This is a genomic window from Paracidovorax valerianellae (assembly GCF_900102625.1).
In the GTDB taxonomy this organism is placed as follows: Bacteria; Pseudomonadota; Gammaproteobacteria; order Burkholderiales; family Burkholderiaceae_C; genus Paracidovorax; species Paracidovorax valerianellae.
In genome coordinates, this window is record NZ_FMZC01000004.1 from 83,576 (window position 1) to 102,077 (window position 18,502).

The window sequence follows — 18,502 nt, forward strand, 5'->3', positions numbered from 1 at the left end:
GCAAGGTCAAGGCACGGTGAAAGCGATGGTCCGCTTGACTCTGCCAACATGTCAGGGTTCACCATCGGCGGACCCGGAAACTTTTCAACCCACTGAACGGAGCACCCCATGCAACACCATCTTCAAGTCACCGGCATGACCTGCGGCCACTGCGAACGCGCGGTCGTCCATGCCGTCCGCCAGGTCGACCCCGAGGCCACCGTGCAGGTCGATTTGGCCCAGGGCAAGGTCGTGGTCGAGAGCGACAAAGCCCGCGACGCGCTGGCCGCCGCGATCACCGAAGAGGGCTACACGGTCGCCGCATGAGCACGCCGGCCGCGACCGCACCGCAGGGCTGGCCCGTTGCCATCGGCGCGGCCGCCGAACGGGCCGGCGTGTCGCCCCGCATGGTCCGCCACTACGAGGCCCTGGGCCTGCTGGCCGGCGTGGCGCGCACCGGCAGCGGCTACCGCCAATACACCGAGGCCGACGTGCACACCCTGCGCTTCATCCGCCGCAGCCGCGACTTGGGGTTCTCGATGGAAGAGATCGCCACCCTGCTCGGCCTGTGGCAGGACAAGCGCCGCGCCAGCGCCCACGTGAAGCAGATCGCCCAGGCCCACATCGACGACCTGGCCCAGCGCATCGCCGCCATGCAGGCCATGCAGCGCACGCTGCAGTCGCTGGTGGGCTGCTGCCAGGGGGACGAGCGGCCGGACTGTCCGATCCTGGACGACCTGGCAGGCCCAACTGCAAGTTAGCTCATCTTTTGATAGCTGTCAGCGCTACTTGGACATGCGCTGAAGCCAAAAAACAGGCAGAACGATCCCGACCACCAGGCAATCTCCCATGGCAGACTCGCCGCTTTATTTGCTTGAAGCGCCACGCGCACTGCACGCCAACGCCACTGAAATCTCTAGCCCCACCGCACCCTATCCACTGCCATGCCCACTTCCGTCGCCCAGCTCCAACAATGGTTGCTTGAACCCGAAGGCCAGCGCCTGGAGTTTAAAGAGGCCAAACAGCGCTACGACTTTGAAAAGCTGCTCAAGTACTGCGTGGCCCTGGCCAACGAAGGCGGCGGCACCATGGTGCTGGGCGTGACAGACAAGCGGCCTCGGCGCATCGTCGGTTCGTTGGCCTTTGAAGCGCCAGAGCGCACAGAGGCGGGCTTGCACCAACGGCTGGGGCATCGCATCCCGGTCGAAGAACTCCGTCTGCCGGAGGGGCGGGTGGTGATAGTGCATGTCCCTGCCCGGCTGCCGGGCACGGCCTGGGAGATCAACGGCCAATACTTCAAACGCGCGGGCGACGACCTCGCTGCATTGAGCGGCCAGGAACTGCGCGACCTCTTTGCCGAGACTGGCCCAGACTTTTCTGCCCAGCCCTGCCCTGGTGCCACGTTGGCGGATTTGGAACCTGAATCCATAGCGCTCTTTCGCGAGCGCTGGGCCCGTAAAAGCGGTGACGTCCGCAGGCGCGACTTAAGCGACCAGCAAACTCTGCGCGATGCCGAGTTATTGGTGGAGGGCGACCAGGTGAGCTATGCAGCGCTCATCCTGTTTGGTACCCGCGCAGGCCTCACCCGGTGGCTGGCCCAGGCTGAGCTGGTGTTTGAATACCGCTCGTCCGAAGCCGCTGGCCCAGCTTCGGACCGGGAGGAATACCGCGCAGGCTTTTTTGCTTGGCAAGACGCGCTGTGGAAAAAGATCAACCTGCGCAACGACCGCCAGAGCTACCAGGACGATTTCTTTCGCATGGACCTGCCCACCTTCGCTGAAGTGCCGGTGCGTGAAGCCATCTTGAACGCCGTCGCTCATCGCGATTACAGGTTGGGTGGATCGATCTTCATCCGGCAGTTTGCCAAGCGGCTGGAAGTGGTGAGCCCTGGCGGCCTACCTCCGGGCATTACCCCGGAAAACATCATCGACCAGCAATACCCACGCAATCGCCGCTTGGCAGAAGCTTTAGGGCGGTGCGGCCTGATCGAGCGCTCTGGACAGGGCCTGAACTTGATGATGGAAAGCGCCGTGCGTCAGGGCAAGCCGCTGCCTAGCTTTGCGGGCACGGCCACGCATGAAGTGCGGCTGACGCTGGAGGGCGGGGTGCGCAACCCGGCGTTCGTGCGGTTTATGGAGCGGCTGGGTGAAGAGACGCTGCGCAGTTTCTCGACGCTGGACTATCTGGCACTTGAGAGATTGGAACAAGGCCGTCCGCTCACCCCAGAAATTCAAGAACGCTTGCCCGCCCTGGCAGAGGTAGGGGCAGTGGAAGTGATGGGCCGTGGCAAAACTCCGAAATACATGCTGGCTGCCGCTTTGTATGCGACGCTGGGAAACAAAGGCACCTATACCCGCAAGCGGGGCTTGGATCACGGCACCAACAAGGCCCTGTTGCTGCAACATCTCAAAGACCAGGGGGAAGCGGGTGCCCCGCTCAGCGAGTTCCGACAAGTGTTGTCGTCGCTGCCCACGAAAGCGGTGCAAAAACTGCTTGATGAGTTACGCAATGAGGGTTTGATCGGTGTTCATGGCCAGCGGCGTTGGGCCCGCTGGTACCTTGCAGATATGGCAGTCTTTAAACCCGATGCTGCCAAAAGGTAAAGAAATTCTTTAACCGAACAGAATATTTCATATAAATCAACGACTTATAAAACCCATAGCTGGTTAGAAAACACGATGGCGGGTTAAACAGCATGTTTAAGTCAAACCATATCCACTGGTCGCACAACGCAAAAACGTCTCCTTCCTCATGCAGTGAAGGCTACGTCTTGACAACATCAAATTACAGTTTCTATAGCCTGCAGTGAATTTTGATCGTTTTGGCAAAAAAGATAGCAACCTGCCCTACCAGTGATTGCCTTGCAGTGGCAAAAGCCTTGCAATGAGTTGCGGCAAAAGCGGTGGCAGCTCATTTTTCAATAGCAAACAGGAGACAACGATGCCACCTGCACCCGACGCCCCCAGCCCGCCCCTGGTCTTTCACCGCGAAGGCCCGGTCGCCACGCTGCAGTTCAACCGCCCCGCCGCGCTCAACGCCATCGATGTGCCCATGGCCCAGGCGCTGTGCGCCGCCGCGCGCAGCATCGCGGCCGATCCGGGCGTGCGCGCCGTGGTGCTGTGCGGCGCGGGCAAGGGCTTCATGGCCGGGGGCGACCTGGCCACGCTGCGCGACGATCCGGCGCAGGGCGCGGCCGACCTGCTGGGGCCGTTGAACGAGGCCGTCACCTTGCTCGCGAACATCGATGCGCCCGTGATCGCCAAGGTGCACGGCGTGGCGGCCGGCGCGGGCATGAGCCTGATGCTGCTGGCCGACTTCATCCTCGCCGCCGAGGGCACGCGCTTCAATCTGGCGTACATCAACCTGGGCACCTGCTGCGACGTGGGCGCCTCGTGGTCGCTGCCGCGCCAGGTGGGGCTGCGCCGCGCGCTGGAAATCGCGCTGCTGGGCGACACGCTCACCAGCGCCGACGCCGAGCGCCTGGGCCTCGTCAACCGGGTGGTGCCCGCCGATCAGCTCGATGCGGCGGTGGATGCACTCGCCACCCGCCTGGCCGCCGGCCCCACCGTGGCGCTGGGCCACATGCGCCGGTTGATGCGCGCCTCTTTCGACCGCGACTTGCCCGAGCAACTGGCCGCAGAAAGCCGCGCCTTCGACGAATGCGCCCGCACGGCCGATCTGCCTGCGGGCATCGCCGCCTTCTACGCCAAAGAGAAGCCGAATTTCCAGGGCCGCTGACGCCGGCGCGCCAGCCGGGCGCGCTCAGGGCGCCTACCATTCGGCGCGTGCGCAGCGCCACACTGGCTGCCTCGAGTGCTTCCAAGCGCGATGGCTATCCTGCTGCGGCCCTTTCTTTGTTTCATTCATTCAGCCATTCATCCGTCCATACCCATTCCTTGAGGAGACCCTTGCCATGAACCAACGCGACGTCTTCATCGTCGGCACTGCCCGCACCGCCATCGGTACCTTCGGCGGCACGCTCAAGGACGTGCCCAACAGCCAGCTGGCCACCACGGTCACGCGCGCCGCCATCGAGCGCAGCGGGCTCGCGCCCGACACGGTGGGCCACGTGGTCATGGGCAACGTCATCCCGACCGACACCAAGGACGCCTACCTCGCCCGCGTGGCCGCCATCGATGCGGGCTGCCCCATCGAGACGCCGGCCTTCAACGTGAACCGCCTGTGCGGCTCGGGCCTGCAGGCCATCGTGTCGGCGGCGCAGGCCATCATGCTGGGCGACTGCGACGTGGCCATCGGCGGTGGCAGCGAATCCATGAGCCGCGGCCCCTACTTCGACACCGCTGCACGCTACGGCCAGCGCATGGGTGACGCCAAGAGCATCGACTACATGCTGGGCATCCTGCACGACCCCTGGCAGAAGATGCACATGGGCATCACCGCCGAGAACGTGGCCGAGCGCTACCGCATCAGCCGCGACATGCAGGACGAACTGGCCGCCGCCAGCCAGCACCGCGCCGCCGCGGCCATCGCGGCCGGGTACTTCAAGGAGCAGATCGTTCCCGTGGAGATCACCACGCGCAAAGGCACGGTGCAGTTCGACACCGACGAGCACGTGCGCGGCAACACCACGCTGGAGGTGCTCGCCGGCATGAAGCCCGCCTTCAAGAAGGACGGCGGCAGCGTCACCGCCGGCAATGCCTCGGGCATCAACGACGGCGCCGCCGCCGTGGTGCTGGTGGGCGGCGACCGCGTCGCGGCGCTGGGTGCCAAGCCGCTCGCGCGCCTCGTCGGCTATGCGCATGCGGGCGTGGACCCGGCCTACATGGGCATCGGCCCGGTGCCCGCCACGCGCCAGGTGCTGCAGCGCACCGGCCTCAGGATCGAAGACATGGACGTCATCGAGGCCAACGAAGCCTTCGCTGCCCAGGCCTGCGCCGTCATCCAGGAACTGGGCCTGGACCCGGCCAAGGTCAACCCCAACGGCTCCGGCATCTCCCTGGGCCATCCGGTGGGCGCCACCGGCGCGATCATCACGACCAAGGCCATCGCCGAACTGCACCGCACCGGCGGGCGCTATGCGCTGGTGACGATGTGCATCGGGGGCGGGCAAGGGATCGCTGCGGTGTTCGAGCGGGTTTGAAACGGTTGGAAACAGCCACATAGAACCCCGGCAGCAAGGCTTGCGGCCGACCAGGATCGGCCCTTTTGTCCGCGAACAGACGATGCCTTGCATCTACCAGAACGCCGAAGCCTTGGAGGGGACCGGCAAGGTCGGCAGCAAGCACTGCGTGGCCCTGCTGCAGCACTATGCACAACTGCCCCACACCAGTTCCTGGAAGCCGGGCGAGACCGTGTTCGGCAACGCCAATGTCAAGAAGGGCACGGCGATCGCCACCTTCAACAGCGCGGGCCGCTACGGCAGCTTGCCAACGGGCAACCACGCGGCATTCTTCATCTCGCAAGACCCCGGCGGTATCTGGATCATGGACCAATGGCTGAGCGATACGCAAAAACCCAAGGTCTCCATGCGCTACATCCGCCCCAAGGTCCAGCGCAAGAACGGAGATTTTTCCGATCCCAGCAACAACGCCGCTGCGTATTCCATCATCGAGTGACCGATCAGAAAGGCACCAACCATGCGCCCAGCCACCCTTCTGCGCCGCGCGATAGCTCGCGCTTCGGCACTCTCACTGAGCGCGGTGGCCATCGCAGCGCTGCATGTGGTTCCCGCCACCGCGGCCACGGCTGCGTTGGAATGCCCGGCCACCTTGCGCCTCACCTCTCCCCGCGCAGAGGCCGCCAACCTGCCAGCCGGCACGGAGATCGTGCTGGACCAGCGCCCGCTGCGCCTGACCGGCCATAACGTTTTCGACGGCCCACCGGCCCAGGGCGCCGTTCTGATGCCGCAGTCGGACAAGCCCGCCAAGGGCGGCTCCACGGCCGTCTGGAGTTTCGAGGGCGACTATCCCCACGGCAAGTTCCTCTCGTGCGACTACGCCGGAGGGGCCGTGCGCCTAGTGCAGCGCGTGGACGATGCAGTGAAGCGCTGCACCTCGCAATCGAGCACCTCGAAGAACCCCGCCACGCTGCAGACGCGGTTCCAGTGCGAGTGAAGGACACCGCCTGACGGCGCCGCGAGCGATGAACGAAATGCTCGCGGGCGGTCCGATGCCTTAGCCGCCTCTGTCGATCATTTGCTATTAATTTAGTAGCAAACTGACCAATGAATACGGCGGCAGAGCAGATTTTTTACTTATAGAACGCTTCTACCGCGCCCTTGAGCGTGATCATCAGCGGGCGCCCTTTGCGGTCCACCGTCTTGCCAGCAGGCACCTTCACCCAGCCGCCGCTCACACAGTATTCCTCCACGTCGAACCGCTCCTTGCCGTTGAAGCGGATGCCGATGTCGTGCTCGAACACGGCAGCGACATGGTGGGGGCTACGCGGGTCGATGGAAAGGTGGTCTGGGAGGTCGGGGCGTTGGGATGCGTCGGTCATAAGGTTTTCGATGGGATTCAAAGTTGCGGAAGGTTTATATATATTCGGAAATTAATCAGTCACTTGCTGGTCAGCCTATCAAACAAAGGGAGTCGGTTTGCCAAATACCTATAACTATCACGATCTCACCAATCTTCCTCCGGAAGAACTGTTTCTCTGGATCGCCATTGATCAGACGCTGGATCAATTGGGCGGGGCTGATATTGCGGCAGCAGCAGCGGTCCTTTCAGGACAACCGTTTTTGCCAACCCGCGGTAAATTCGGAGGCGCGACCAAAGGAACGTCGATTGCATCGGTTGTATCGAGAAAAATGCTTCAGCAGCGAATGCCTTTTGCTTTGCCGACCATTACCGGCGCCAGTTTAAGAACTCTCAAGATTACATTCACAAGAAGCCTTGGTGCCTTTGTCGGAAGATTGGTGCCTGGCGTTGGCTGGACTGTATTGGCCTACGATGTTTTTCAGATCATCAACAAGTCCATCACTGTTTACAACTCCATTGCAATGAAAGAAGACCGCCTATGGTAATCGCCACTTCAGAACTCTGGAAAGATCTGGTTCAGCTTGCGTCGACTGTCGATACAGTGGGATTGAGGCAACTGGGTAAAAAAATCGATTACACGCCAGATACCGATTTGGTCAAAGACATGGGCCTCACAGGTGACGATGCGTTTCAGTTCATGGAAACTTTTGCTTCAAAATTCAACGTCGACAAGGGCGATTATCGGTCTTCGGACTACTTCGGATCGGAAGGTCTGTGGTTGCTTTCCATTTTCAAAAAGCCCGCACCAACCCTGCCTATCACATTAGGCATGCTCTTTATCGCCGCGCGCGAGGGAAATTGGGACGCACAGCGGCTCCAAAAGGCGCATGAAACACGCAAATATTTTTGAATTTCATTGCGCAAATTATTAACAGCTGGGAATAATTTATCAACAAATAGCCCCAATTTTACTTTTGCCTGATTTCAAATCAAATCCCATATAACAGGTATATTTTTCGGGTTTGTTCTTATAGCAGATCAAGTCATTTTTTCTACGCATCCTTTCTCCATGTTCCGACGGGCACACATTAGGAGTATCGCGTCCCATCTGGTCAAATATACGTTTGGCTGCTTCTTTTTCTATTTTCACCGAAATGCTAGAGTCTTCATTTTTCGCTGGTTGAGGGTCGCTCAGTTCGCCTGAATACAACTCATAGGCAGCATCAAATGGTTTGTATTTGAACTGCCAATTTTCCCCTGAAAAAGATTTCGGTGAACTAAGCAGCAAAATAAAACAAAACAACATTTTATCGATATATATTTTCACTATTAATCTCCCTTTTATTTCCATCGATCAACGCAGCATCGCGTACCCCACCCCGATCGCTGCCGCCAAGCCCACCGCATCCGCCACCAGCGCACACGCCAGCGCATGGCGCGCATGACGAATCCCCACGCTGCCGAAGTACACCGCCAGCACGTAGAAGGTGGTTTCGGTCGATCCCTGCACGATGGCGGCCAGGCGGCCGGCGAAGGAATCCACGCCGTGCGTCTGCATGACGTCGATCATCAAGCCCCGTGCGCCGGCGCCCGAGAGCACCTTCATCAGCCCGACGGGCAAGGCGGGCAAAAAATCGGTATCCCAGCCCATGGCGGCGACGCCCGCGCCGATGGCGCCCAGCAGCGCGTCCATGCAGCCGGCCGCGCGGAACATGCCGATGGCCGCGAGGATGGCGATGAGGTAGGGCACGATCTGCACCGCCACCCCGAAGCCTTCCTTGGCGCCTTCGATGAAGGCGTCGTACACGTTGATCCGCCGCACGGCGCCGGCCACGATGAACAGCATGACCACGCTCAGGATGACGGCCGCCCCCGTGGTGCCGGCCACGCGCGCGGCCTGGTCGGCCGGCAGCCGGGCCAGTGCCGCGACCGCTGCCGCCAGTAAGCCCGCCACGGCCAGCAGAGGCAGCAGGAAGCGCCCGCGCCACAGGGGCAGGCGCTGGCACACGGCCACGGCCAGCAGGCCCGCCAGGAGCGAGGCGAAGGTGACCAGCAGCGTGGGCAGGAAGATGTCCGCCGCGTTGAAGCCCGCGCCCAGGCCCTGCTTGAGTGCCAGGCTCTGGCGGATGGCGATGACCGAGGTGGGAATGAGCGTGAGGCCGGCGGTGTTCAGCACCACGAACATGATCTGTGCGTTGCTGGCGGTGTCGGGCTGGCCGGTGTTGAGCGTCTGCAACTCGCGCATGGCGGTCAGGCCGAGCGGCGTGGCAGCGTTGTCCAGGCCCAGCAGGTTGGCCGAGAGGTTCATCGTCATCGCGCCCTGCGCCGGGTGGCCGTCGGGCACGCCGGGAAAGAGCCGCCGCAGCAGTGGGGCAGCCGCCCGGGCGAGCAGCTCGATCATGCCGGCGCGCTCGCCCACGCGCAGCAGGCCCAGCCACAGCGCCATCACGCCGGCCAGGCCCAGCGATATCTCGAAGCCCGAGCGGGCTGCGTCGAACAGCGCCGCCAGCAGGGCCTGGAAGATGCCGTCCGCCCCCAGCAGCCAGCGCACCACCGCCGTGGCGAAGGCCACGGTGAAGAACCCGATCCAGACCCAGTTGAGCGCCATGGACGGGATGGTAGCCGCAGGGGTGCTACAAGAATCCGATCCAGCGCCCGGCCAGCACGGCGCCCAGCCACAGCGTGAGCGACACCGCGGCCTGCGCGCGCACGAGGCCGCCGGCATGCCCCTCGCGCAGGGCGCGGTCCCAGTGGCCGCCGGCGTGCAGCGACAGTGCGTTGACCAGCGCGAAGGCGATCAGGCCGACCTTCACCAGAAAGGCCGGGTTGGCCAGGTAGTCACCCGGCCGGGTGGCGAAGAGCCACAGCCCGGTGGCCAGGGCCAGCGCGAGCCCGGCCGCCGCCGCGCGCGACAGGAACGGGCCAAGCAGCGCGAGCGGAATGCGCCGCCCGATGATTCCCCACAGGCGCAGGTCCAGCAGCAACGCCGCGCCCACGCCCAGGCCGAGGGCGGCGATGTGCGACGCATTGACCACCAGGTAGGCCGTGCCGGAGCGCCGCAGCCACGCTGCGGGAGCCGATGCGGCCAGGGCGTCCAGCAGGGGCGCGAGCCCAGCGAGATCCATGCGCTCTCAGTTTTTGGGTTTCTGGATGCGCTCGGGGTAGAGGTCGTAGGTCTTGCCGCCGACCTGGATCTGCACGGCCTTCATGCGCCGCTGGGATGCGTCCCGATCGCGGTTGCCGGTGGCGGTGATGGCATCGCCCGGCTTGGCAGACGCTTCGTTGAAGCCGGAGCGCTCGGTCTGCGACGGATTGCCCAGCTCGACGCGCCAGACGGTGCCCTCGGCGGTTTTCACCTCCAGCGTCGGGTGGGGCGGCGCCATTTGCACGCGCTGCACGGTGCCCGCGAGTTCGGACTGGGCTTCCTCGGCCCACGACCAGCCGTGGTGCGCCTGCGCGGGGCCGGCGAACAGGGCGACAACGGCGATGGCGCTGCTGACAACGGAACGGGTGATGACGGTCATCGAATACCTCCAGGCAACGGTTTTCACGGGTCGGCGGAATGCGCCGGTCGGCCATCGGTCCAGGCCGGCCGGGCGGGTAACGGGGACAGTATCGAGGACAGCGCGATGCGTGGACCGCCACACCAAGCCCGTCAGCGGTAACCATCGTGCACGCAGCGGGCCCTGTCGCCAAACGATGGCCCTACGGCAATGCGGGTTCGTTTTGCCCACAGGCCGATGGGTCAGAACGGCGCGTCGTCGTCCTCGGCCCCGTTGGCCGCCACGGCCGCAGGGCGGTCGGAAGGTGCGGGCGCAGAAGCGTCGGCCGCCGGTGCCGCGGCAGGCGTGCCGCCCAGTTCGGTGCGGCCTTCGCCCCCCAGCGCTTCGATCAGGTCGGGAATCAGCTTCGCTAATTCGCCCGTGGCGATGGCCACATCGGTGTCGAAGCCGCCGTCGTCGGCCTTGGTGCCTTCGAACACGGTGTCGAGGAAAGCGATCTTGCGCACCTGCAGGCCCTCGCTCAGCAGGAACGAGACGCGGTCGTCCCAGGTCATCGCGAGCTTGGTGGGCAGCTTGCCGGCGGCGATGTGCTCGCGCACCTCGTCAATGTCCAGCGGATGGCGGGCATAGCGCACCACGGCCTTGGCCTCGTCGGCGCTCTTGAGTTCGCACTCGCGGTCCACGCTGAACCCCACGGGCGGTTCCTGCGTGCTGAGCCAATGCGACATGGCGGCCTGGGGCGAGGTCTGCGTATCGAGCAGCGCCACCGACAGGCCGGGCAGCGCCTCCACCAGCAGGGTGACGACCTCATCGGCGCGCGACTGACTGCTGGTGTCCAGCACCAGCCAGTGGGCCTGCGGGTCGATCCACACCCACATCGATCCCTGCTTGGTGAAAGCCATGGGCAGCAGATCGAGCTTGGCTTCGTCCTTCAGCTCTTTCGATTCCTTCTTGCCGGGCTTGCGGCCGGTTTCCTGCTCGATGCGCGCGGCCTTTTCCTTGACCTTGCGGTTGAGCACCGAGCCCGGAAGCATCTTGGACTCGACCATGAAGCGCAGCACCCATTGCCCGCCCACGGATTCGGCCATCAGGCCATGCGCATCGCCGCGCGGCGGGACCCAGCCCAGCGATTTTTCCTGCGTGGCGCCGCACTCCACGAACGGCGTCTTGGCCAGCGCCTCTTCGACCTGCGACAGGTCCACCTGCCATTGCGGCGCGATGCGGTACACGATCATGTTCTTGAACACGGAAATCCTTCAGCTCTGACGTTCATTGGCAACCCTTCGCCGCAAGCTGCGCAGGCGGCGCGGTGCAGCGGGGCCGCCATTGTCGGCGGTGCGGTCGGCCGCACCCCGGCCGGATGCAAGGGACAAAACAGCATTTTTTCTGGTTTGCTATTTTTTTAATAGCTGCCTGCGCAATCAATACGGCGGTAGCGGGCCATTCGGTGCCTGAACTGCCCTGCCCGGTCAACCAACCCTTGTCACAACTTTACACAGCCACATGAACCCCTCACGCCGGCGATACACGGCGGGGAGAGACTAGCCATCAACCGCTGCAACGGGCGTTGCGGCGGACCCACTCGCCCCCTGGGGCAAGAAAGGAACCACCATGGCTATCTTCTTCCAACGACGCATCGCCGGCGCTGCCGCCGCCACCGCCCTGCTGGCCGCCCTGGCCGCACCCGCCTTCGCACAAACCCCTGCGCCTTCCGCACCCCCCGCGGCCGGCCAGTCGCAAGAGGGCCCGCGCCACCGCATGCCCAGCCCCGAACAGCGCCAGGCCCGCATGGAACAGCGCGCCAATGCACTGCAGCAGAAACTGCAACTCACGCCGGCCCAGCAACCCGCCTGGGAAACCTTCAAGGCCGCGATGCAACCGCCAGAGCGCGGCGCACGCCTGGACCCCAAGGGCCTGGACCAGCTGACCACGCCTGAGCGCATCGACCGCATGCGCGCCATGCGCGCCCAGCACAGTGCCGAAGCCGACCGCCGCGGCGAAGCCACCAAGGCGTTCTATGCCGCGCTGACGCCAGCGCAGCAAAAGACGTTCGACGAGGAAAGCCGCCGCATGCACCGCCACCACCCCGGCATGGGCGGCCCCAAGGACGGCGAACCCGGCAAGCATGGCCGCCACGGCGGGCCGCGCGGCGAGCGCCCTTCCGCTCCTGCAGCACCCACGGCCCCTGCACCGGCGCCTCAGTAACCGACGGCAAAGCGGTGCACAGTCTGGCGACCTGTGCACCGTGCGCAGGCAGTTCCCGACCGCCCCGCGCGGTTGAGGCGGCTGCCTACAGCGCACCCCCGGAGGAGCACATACAGTGGGTTACACACTTTGTGCAGACCTAACAGTCATCCATTCGAGGGATTTCTATGCCGATCAACCCACTCCTGCGTTTCCGCGCCTTGCTGCGCGGAAACGCTTTTTTCGTGGCCCTGGCCTGCGTGGCCGCAACGGGCACCGTCCAGGCGCAAACCGCACCATCGGGCATCAGCCCTTCCGTCTATGTGCAAGGCGGCTGGGCCCGCCACCAGACCGACACGGCCACCGTCGGCGTGACCCTGCCCTGGGACTGGCAGGGCGCCTTCTGGGGCAACGAGGTCCGGGGCTATTGGGACATCTATGCGAGCCGCTGGTCGTTCAATGGCGTGGACGGCCCGGGCAACATCACCTTGATCGGTTTCACCCCCACCTTCCGCATGCGCCCGGACAACGGCCGTGCCAATTGGTTCTGGGAAGGCGGCGTGGGCATCACCTACGCGGACAGCAAGTACCACATCCCCGACAAGGAATTCAGCACCCGGTACAACTTCGGCTCCCACCTGGGCGTGGGCTACAGCCTGGGTGCGCAGCGCGAGCACGAGATCATGGTGCGGGTGCAGCATCTGTCCAACGCCGGCATCAAGAAGCCCAACCCGGGCGAAAACTTCGTGCAGTTGCGCTACGCGTACCACTTCTGAGGGGTGTGAACTCGCTCCTCCCTGCAGCCTGCCGGCGCAGGGAGTGAAAACACCAAGGGCCCTTCGGGGCCCTTTTTCTTGCGCGATGCGAAGAAGCAGAAAGAAAGCCCAATTTCAGACCGTCGACCGGGCACTGTGGATAAGCCTGGGGACATCAAAAGCACAACCCATGGGTTATCCACAGCGAAATCCGAACTGCCGAAGTTGTTGTCGCCCGGCGTGCCAGTTCACCCGGCCAGCGCCACAGGGTTTGACGGCACCCAAGTGCTTGGCAGCATTGAGGAAATCTCCCTTGTCCACAGAAAAGGGGCTGCTCTACTACTACTGCTATGTATTTATAGAACCTTTAATGGAATAACAGGAACATCCGCCGCGCTGGGTTTTGGAGCCGTGGACAGGGCTGGATGGGACGTTTTTGGGGGGCACAAAAATGGACACGGCCAAGCAAGCGCCGGATCGCCGCTCGCTCAAAAAGGAATTTGTGGCGCCTTGTTGGCAAAAGCATCACGAAGCACTGGCTCGTTCGGCAAGACGGTTCGCGGCTTGGCAGCCGGTTTGGCCCTGAAGCGCTTGGAAAAACGCCATCCGATGAACAACCCTGGGGATATTTCCGGCACAACTGGCCACTTGTCCACAGCGAAACACGCATCGCAGGTTTTGTCCCCGTCGCCGCGACAGCGGGACCGGGGTTCCGCCCACATGGTTCACGGCAACGCAAGTGCCTTGATCCGACAAGGGAAAAACCAGTTATCCACAAAAAACAGCCGTGCTTACTACTACGACTATGTATTGATAAAGACATTAAGGAGAAGACAGTAAAACAGCCGGGCGGAAGCACAGCCAGGGGCGTCGGCATTCGGAGGAGAGGATTGGCAGAGCAGGAAGCCGCCCAACAGGTTTGGCAGGGGGTGGGGGTTGACCCAGAGCGCAGACCGCGCTCAGCCGCCCGGCAGGGGCTTGCCTGTGGCCTTTGCCCTCAACGGGGCTCTTAGTTCGGCGCTTGCCGCAGAAACCGTTCGAGCACGTCCGCCGGCAGGGGGCGGCTGAAAAAGTAGCCTTGGTACAGCTGGCAGCCCGCCTGCGCGAGGCGGTTGCGCTGTGCGCCGGTCTCGACGCCTTCGGCGATCACGTCCAGGCCGAGGCTGCGCGAAAGCGCAATGATGGTGTCAACGATCGCCGCGTCGTTGGGATCGCTGAGCAGATCGCGTACGAAGCTCTGGTCGATCTTGAGCTGGTCCAACGGCATGCGCTTGAGGTAGCTCAGGGAGGAATAGCCGGTGCCGAAGTCGTCCAGCGAGAAACCCACGCCGTGGGCGCGCAGGGCGGACATCGTGGCGATGGTCGTTTCCATGTCTTCCACGAAGAGGCTTTCGGTCAGCTCCAGCTTGAGCTGGTCGGCCGGCGCGCCGGTGAACACCAGGGCCCGCACCACGTCGTCCACGAACCCGGCATGGTGGAACTGGCGCGAGCTCACGTTCACCGCCATGGTGAGGTGGGACAGCGATGGTTCGTCCTGCCAGCTGGCCAGCAGGGTGCAGGCGGTGTGCAACACCCAGCGGCCCAGGGCCAGCACCAGGCCGGTTTCCTCGGCCAGCGGGATGAAGTCGCTTGGCGGCACCATGCCGCGCTTGGGGTGGGGCCAGCGCACCAGCGCTTCCACGCCGACCACGCGGTTCAGCGTGTCCACCTGCGGCTGGTAGTGCAGCAGGAACTCTTCCTTGGCGAGCGCGGCGCGCAGGTCGTCTTCCAGCTCGGCCCTGGCCGTCACCACGGCCTGCATGCCGGGGTCGAAAAACCGCAGCGTGTTGCGCCCGGCGGTCTTGGCCTGGTACATGGCCAGGTCCGCCTGCTTGAGCAGTTCGCCCACGGTGGACTGGCCGTCGGTGAAAGGCGCCACGCCGATGCTGGGCGTGCTGCGGTATTGGTAGCCTTCCAGGGCATAGGGGGCGCTCAGCACCGAAAGGATCTTCTCACCCACCACCCGTGCGCTCAGGGCCAGCTCGTCGGGCCGGGGGCTGAGCGCCTCGATCATCACCACGAATTCGTCCCCGCCCAGCCGGGCCACCGTGTCCACGGTGCGCACGCAGGTGTTCAGGCGCTGCGCCACCTGCTGCAGCAGCAGGTCGCCCTTGTCGTGGCCGAGCGTGTCGTTCAGCGTCTTGAAGTTGTCCAGGTCGATGAACAGCAGCGCCCCGCCCTGCCGGCGCCGCTGGGCCGTGGCCAGCGCCTGGTGCATGCGGTCCATGAGCAGCATGCGGTTGGGCAGGCCGGTGAGCGAGTCGAAGAACGCCAGGCGCTGGATCTCGCGCTCGGTGGCCTTGCGGTGTCCGATGTCGGTGTGGATGGCCAGGATGGATTCGGCCTGGCCGCTTTCGTCGCGCACCAGGGTCCAGCGGCCTTCCACGTCGATCGCATGCCCGTCCTGGTGGAACTGCACGATCTCGCCCGTCCACTCGCCCTGCTCCAGCGTCGTCTCGGTGGCGCGCAGGAATTCGGCGGCGTTCTGGTAGAGCAGCATGTCGATGGTGCGGCCCAGCACCTGTTCCTGCGACCAGCCGTACATGCGCTCCGCGCCCTGGTTCCAGAAGGTGATGCGGTGCTCCAGGTCGCGCACGATGATCGCGTCGCGGGCCTTGTCCAGCAGCGAGGCCTGGCGCCGGATGTGCGCGTCCGAGGCCTGGCGGGCCATTTCGGCCGTGGCGCGGGCCGCGAAGATGCGCAAGGTCGAGGAAACCAGGGCCGGCCGCTCCAGCGGTTCGCGAAAGATCACGAAGATCAGCCCGATCGGCCGCCCTTCGGCATCGCGCAACTGCTGGCCCACGTAGCTCTGCGCTCCCAGCGCCGCGATGGGCGAGCGCGGGTACATCTCGGAGACCCCCGTCGTGACGACGTATTCCGCCTCGGTCGCAAGCCGCAGGCTCGGCGTGCCTTCCAGCGAATATTCGGCATTGGGCTGAACGACGCCGTCCTGCACGCGCGACAGCGTGACCGCGCGAGGCGCCTGCCCCTCCACCGTCGGCAGCAGCCGCGTCACGCAGCCCGCCTGGGCCCCGAGGGCATCGGCCATGTTGCTCGCCAGCTGCTTGAAGAATTCGGTTCCGGTGCTGGCCGAGATGGCCGCGGCCGCCTTGAGCACCACGCTTTGCAGCCGCTGCTGGTCCTGGCGGGTGCGCAGGCTTTCGATGCCGAAGGCGAGGTCGTTGGCCAGTTGCTGCAGCAACTCGGTTTCTTCGGCGCCGATCTCCAGCACATGCGGCGGGTAGAGGTACAGCAGGCCGAAAGAGCGCTCGGCATTGCGCAGCGGCAGGCTGATCACCGAGTGAAGGCCCTGGCGCAGCATGCGCTCGGCCCAGAGGGTGAACAGCGGGTCGAGCCGGATGTCGCGCACGATCACCGGGCGGCCGCTGCGCACCGCCAGCCCGGCCGGCCCTTGGCCACCCGGCTGGTCGGCCGACCAGCTCAGGTGCATTCTTTCGACATAGCGTTCGCTGTTGTGTCCGCCCCAGGCCACGGGCTCGATGCTCTGGCGCGCGTCGTCACGCACCATCCCGACCCAGGCCATGCGGTAGCCGCCCACGTCGGTGGCGATGCGGCACACCTCGCGCAGCAGGTCGGCCTCGGAGGTGGCGCGTACCAACGATTCGTTGCAGGCCGCCAACAGCCGCTGGATGCTGCCCACGCGCGCCAGTTCGCGCTCCACGCGCATGCGCTGGGTGACGTCGGTGGCCAGCACCTGCCGCGCTGGCACGCCGTTGAATTCGATGCCGCCCGCATAGACCTCGGTGTCGATCACCGTGCCGTCCTTCTTGCGGTGCCGGCGGTGCACGCCGTCGCTGTGGGCATCGGGGGCAATGACCCGCGCCTGCGCGGCGCGCTCTGCCCGCTCCTCTTCGGGCCAGAGGGAGGGCGTGGTCATGCACAGCAGTTCGGCTTCGCTGTACCCGTAATGGCGAACCATGGCCCGGTTGACGGCAAGGATGCGCAGCGTGCGCAGCTCATAGACCCACATGGGCTGGGGATGCGCGTCGAACAAAAGCCGGTACTGCTGCTCGGACGCATGCAGCTGCGAGGCGTAGCGCCGCAACTGCACCACCGCGCCCAGCGATTCGGCCAGGATCTGCACGTGCGCCACGTGGCGCTGCGAAAACGAGCCCAGCGGGTCGCCGTTCACCTTGAGCATGCCCACCACCGCGTCGCCCGCCCGTACCGGCGCCGCGATGAAAGCCACCGGTCCCGGCTCGAAAATCGCGAGCGATGCGGTGGCCTGGGGAACGGCCGGCTGGCTGCACACCGTCTCTCCGGCATCGATGCGCAGCCACAGCTCGTACCCTTCGATCGCGCGCACGTCGTTCACCGGAACCGCCCGCATGCCGATGCTCGCCTGCACGCGGGCCTGGTCGCCCTCGCGCATCACCACCATGGCGCCGCCGGCATCGGCCAGCTCCATCGCGGTGCGGGCCACGAGCTGGAGCACCTCGTCCATGGACAGTTCGAGCGATGAAATCTGTTGCTGCACGCGCACCAGTTCGGCGTGGGTGCGGGCCTCGTCCAGCGCCTGCAGCGCGCTGTCCTTTTGCGAACTGATGTCGGTCATGCCGCCCACCATTCGGATGGCGCGGCCCTCGGCGTTGCGGATCACGAAGCCGCGGTCCTGCACCCAGGCGTAGCTGCCGTCGTAGCGGCGAAAGCGGTATTCCTCGCTCCAGTGCTTGGCCGAACCTTCGATGGCGGCATGAATGCTTTCCAGCACCGCGTCGCTGTCTTCGGGGTGCAGGCGCAGCGTCCACGAGGTGCTGTCGTGCGGCAGCGTCTGCATGGGCACGCCGAACAGCGTCTGCATGCCCTCGTTCCACCACATGGAGTCGTCGTTCAGGTTCCAGTCCCAGATCGCATCGGCCGTGGCGCGCGCCACGAGGTTGAAGCGCTCGTCGCTGGCGGCCCGTTCGGTGGCCATGCGCGCCTGGTTGCGCTGGCTGCGGCGCAACTCCAGCAGGGCCACGGCCTGCCCGGCCACCGCGCGCAGCGATTCGAGCTGGGGCGGCTGCAGCGTGCCGGGTTTGGTGGACATCACCACCACGGCGCCCAGCACCCATTTTTCAGCCGTCACCAGCGGCATGCAGACCACGGAGCGCACCCGGGGGCCCGCAATGACCAGCGGGTGGCGGCGCAGCGAGGCATGCGCATGTGTGTCCGGCACCTGCACCACGCGGCCGTCCACCGCCAGGGCGCACAGCGGATGGGCCGAATCCAGCGATTGCAGTTCGATGCCGGTGCTGGCCTTGAACCATTCACGGCCCTGGTCGACGAAGCCGATCGCCGCCATGGGCATTCCGCAAAGGCGTGCCGCCAGGCGCGCCAGTTGGTCGAAGGCCTCTTCCGCCGGAGTGTCCAGGACAGCGCACGAGCGCAGCGCTTCCAGGCGTTTGCCCACGGGAGCGGCCTGCAGCGGCATGCTCAGAGGGCCCGTGGACCGGCAAGCGGCCGGTGGCATGGATCGGTTGGCGGCAACACCTGCATGGACATTCGAGGTCGAAAGGCTTCGGCGAAAAATGAATACAAATAGTAACGGGCAATGCTACACCGGCACCGCCTAGGCCGGTGTTGCTTCCTGGCCTATCCC

General features: G+C 64.7%; 19 protein-coding genes. 12 read left to right on the plus strand and 7 right to left on the minus strand.

The window, feature by feature from the left end; genetic code table 11:
- Positions 1-108 precede the first annotated feature (108 nt).
- The 7 genes from BLT03_RS08150 (at position 109) to BLT03_RS08180 (ending at position 6,053) form a co-directional block, all read left to right on the plus strand.
- A complete protein-coding gene (locus tag BLT03_RS08150) occupies positions 109-306 on the plus strand; it encodes a heavy-metal-associated domain-containing protein (RefSeq protein WP_092742222.1) in 198 nt (65 codons plus the stop codon).
- Positions 303-740: a Cu(I)-responsive transcriptional regulator gene (gene cueR / locus BLT03_RS08155; protein WP_092742225.1), complete on the plus strand. Its 438-nt coding sequence runs from the start codon at positions 303-305 to the stop codon at positions 738-740. The genes BLT03_RS08150 and cueR overlap by 4 nt, the downstream gene beginning before the upstream one ends.
- A 183-nt stretch (positions 741-923) precedes the next feature.
- Entirely contained in the window at positions 924-2,582 is a 1,659-nt protein-coding gene (locus BLT03_RS08160) for an RNA/DNA-binding domain-containing protein (RefSeq protein WP_092742228.1), read from the plus strand.
- A 337-nt stretch (positions 2,583-2,919) separates the two neighbouring features.
- Positions 2,920-3,717, plus strand: a complete 798-nt coding sequence (locus BLT03_RS08165) for an enoyl-CoA hydratase/isomerase family protein (RefSeq protein WP_092742230.1) — start codon at positions 2,920-2,922, stop codon at positions 3,715-3,717.
- Positions 3,718-3,892: 175 nt separating this feature from the next.
- Complete coding sequence (locus BLT03_RS08170; protein ID WP_092742233.1) at positions 3,893-5,080, plus strand: acetyl-CoA C-acyltransferase family protein; 1,188 nt, start codon at positions 3,893-3,895, stop codon at positions 5,078-5,080.
- An 82-nt stretch (positions 5,081-5,162) separates the two neighbouring features.
- Positions 5,163-5,555 (plus strand): BPSL0067 family protein, encoded by a 393-nt coding sequence (locus tag BLT03_RS08175; RefSeq protein WP_092742236.1) that lies wholly within the window; start codon positions 5,163-5,165, stop codon positions 5,553-5,555.
- Positions 5,556-5,576: 21 nt separating this feature from the next.
- Positions 5,577-6,053 (plus strand): STY0301 family protein, encoded by a 477-nt coding sequence (locus tag BLT03_RS08180; RefSeq protein WP_175537700.1) that lies wholly within the window; start codon positions 5,577-5,579, stop codon positions 6,051-6,053.
- 136 nt (positions 6,054-6,189) lie between these two features.
- Here the strand turns inward: BLT03_RS08180 and BLT03_RS08185 are convergent, their stop codons facing one another.
- Entirely contained in the window at positions 6,190-6,438 is a 249-nt protein-coding gene (locus BLT03_RS08185; protein ID WP_092742239.1) for a DUF3297 family protein, read from the minus strand.
- 97 nt (positions 6,439-6,535) lie between these two features.
- On the opposite strand from BLT03_RS08185, the gene BLT03_RS08190 reads away from it, so the two are divergent.
- Together BLT03_RS08190 and BLT03_RS08195 are read left to right on the plus strand one after the other, a co-directional pair.
- Positions 6,536-6,964, plus strand: a complete 429-nt coding sequence (locus BLT03_RS08190) for an STM2901 family protein (protein ID WP_092742242.1) — start codon at positions 6,536-6,538, stop codon at positions 6,962-6,964.
- Positions 6,958-7,329: a DUF1493 family protein gene (locus BLT03_RS08195; RefSeq protein WP_092742245.1), complete on the plus strand. Its 372-nt coding sequence runs from the start codon at positions 6,958-6,960 to the stop codon at positions 7,327-7,329. Before BLT03_RS08190 ends, BLT03_RS08195 begins: the two co-directional genes overlap by 7 nt.
- A 39-nt stretch (positions 7,330-7,368) precedes the next feature.
- Here the strand turns inward: BLT03_RS08195 and BLT03_RS08200 are convergent, their stop codons facing one another.
- From BLT03_RS08200 to BLT03_RS08220, 5 genes are all read right to left on the minus strand, one after another.
- Entirely contained in the window at positions 7,369-7,746 is a 378-nt protein-coding gene (locus tag BLT03_RS08200; RefSeq protein WP_245711288.1) for a hypothetical protein, read from the minus strand.
- A gap of 27 nt (positions 7,747-7,773) precedes the next feature.
- Positions 7,774-9,027 carry a nucleoside recognition domain-containing protein gene (locus BLT03_RS08205; RefSeq protein WP_092742251.1) on the minus strand — a complete coding sequence of 418 codons (1,254 nt, stop codon included), beginning with the start codon at positions 9,025-9,027 and terminating at the stop codon, positions 7,774-7,776.
- Between the two features lie 25 nt (positions 9,028-9,052).
- Positions 9,053-9,544: a DUF2214 domain-containing protein gene (locus BLT03_RS08210; RefSeq protein WP_092742254.1), complete on the minus strand. Its 492-nt coding sequence runs from the start codon at positions 9,542-9,544 to the stop codon at positions 9,053-9,055.
- 6 nt (positions 9,545-9,550) lie between these two features.
- Positions 9,551-9,943 carry a DUF6152 family protein gene (locus BLT03_RS08215; RefSeq protein WP_092742257.1) on the minus strand — a complete coding sequence of 131 codons (393 nt, stop codon included), beginning with the start codon at positions 9,941-9,943 and terminating at the stop codon, positions 9,551-9,553.
- Positions 9,944-10,164: 221 nt separating this feature from the next.
- The gene (locus BLT03_RS08220; protein ID WP_092742260.1) at positions 10,165-11,169 is read right to left on the minus strand and encodes a recombination-associated protein RdgC; all 1,005 of its coding nucleotides are present in this window, start codon (positions 11,167-11,169) and stop codon (positions 10,165-10,167) included.
- A gap of 364 nt (positions 11,170-11,533) precedes the next feature.
- Between BLT03_RS08220 and BLT03_RS08225 the strand changes: the two genes are divergently transcribed.
- The 3 genes from BLT03_RS08225 to BLT03_RS23835 all read left to right on the plus strand — a co-directional run bounded on the left by BLT03_RS08225 (position 11,534) and on the right by BLT03_RS23835 (position 13,701).
- Entirely contained in the window at positions 11,534-12,127 is a 594-nt protein-coding gene (locus tag BLT03_RS08225; protein ID WP_092742263.1) for a Spy/CpxP family protein refolding chaperone, read from the plus strand.
- Between the two features lie 167 nt (positions 12,128-12,294).
- Positions 12,295-12,882, plus strand: a complete 588-nt coding sequence (locus tag BLT03_RS08230; protein WP_092742266.1) for an acyloxyacyl hydrolase — start codon at positions 12,295-12,297, stop codon at positions 12,880-12,882.
- A gap of 78 nt (positions 12,883-12,960) precedes the next feature.
- On the plus strand, positions 12,961-13,701 hold the full coding sequence (locus BLT03_RS23835) for a hypothetical protein (RefSeq protein WP_139160350.1): 741 nt from the start codon (positions 12,961-12,963) through the stop codon (positions 13,699-13,701).
- 169 nt (positions 13,702-13,870) lie between these two features.
- On the opposite strand, the gene BLT03_RS08235 is transcribed toward BLT03_RS23835, so the two are convergent.
- A complete protein-coding gene (locus BLT03_RS08235; protein ID WP_092742269.1) occupies positions 13,871-18,334 on the minus strand; it encodes an EAL domain-containing protein in 4,464 nt (1,487 codons plus the stop codon).
- Between the last annotated feature and the right edge of the window lie 168 nt (positions 18,335-18,502).

Bases quoted from the DNA above. Each gene is read 5' to 3' on its own strand.
- BLT03_RS08150 (WP_092742222.1), top strand. From the start codon at position 109: ATGCAACACCATCTTCAAGTCACCGGCATGACCTGCGGCCACTGCGAA.
- cueR (WP_092742225.1), top strand. From the start codon at position 303: ATGAGCACGCCGGCCGCGACCGCACCGCAGGGCTGGCCCGTTGCCATC.
- BLT03_RS08160 (WP_092742228.1), top strand. From the start codon at position 924: ATGCCCACTTCCGTCGCCCAGCTCCAACAATGGTTGCTTGAACCCGAA.
- BLT03_RS08165 (WP_092742230.1), top strand. From the start codon at position 2,920: ATGCCACCTGCACCCGACGCCCCCAGCCCGCCCCTGGTCTTTCACCGC.
- BLT03_RS08170 (WP_092742233.1), top strand. From the start codon at position 3,893: ATGAACCAACGCGACGTCTTCATCGTCGGCACTGCCCGCACCGCCATC.
- BLT03_RS08175 (WP_092742236.1), top strand. From the start codon at position 5,163: ATGCCTTGCATCTACCAGAACGCCGAAGCCTTGGAGGGGACCGGCAAG.
- BLT03_RS08180 (WP_175537700.1), top strand. From the start codon at position 5,577: ATGCGCCCAGCCACCCTTCTGCGCCGCGCGATAGCTCGCGCTTCGGCA.
- BLT03_RS08185 (WP_092742239.1), bottom strand. From the start codon at position 6,438: ATGACCGACGCATCCCAACGCCCCGACCTCCCAGACCACCTTTCCATC.
- BLT03_RS08195 (WP_092742245.1), top strand. From the start codon at position 6,958: ATGGTAATCGCCACTTCAGAACTCTGGAAAGATCTGGTTCAGCTTGCG.
- BLT03_RS08205 (WP_092742251.1), bottom strand. From the start codon at position 9,027: ATGGCGCTCAACTGGGTCTGGATCGGGTTCTTCACCGTGGCCTTCGCC.
- BLT03_RS08210 (WP_092742254.1), bottom strand. From the start codon at position 9,544: ATGGATCTCGCTGGGCTCGCGCCCCTGCTGGACGCCCTGGCCGCATCG.
- BLT03_RS08215 (WP_092742257.1), bottom strand. From the start codon at position 9,943: ATGACCGTCATCACCCGTTCCGTTGTCAGCAGCGCCATCGCCGTTGTC.
- BLT03_RS08225 (WP_092742263.1), top strand. From the start codon at position 11,534: ATGGCTATCTTCTTCCAACGACGCATCGCCGGCGCTGCCGCCGCCACC.
- BLT03_RS08230 (WP_092742266.1), top strand. From the start codon at position 12,295: ATGCCGATCAACCCACTCCTGCGTTTCCGCGCCTTGCTGCGCGGAAAC.
- BLT03_RS08235 (WP_092742269.1), bottom strand. From the start codon at position 18,334: ATGCCGCTGCAGGCCGCTCCCGTGGGCAAACGCCTGGAAGCGCTGCGC.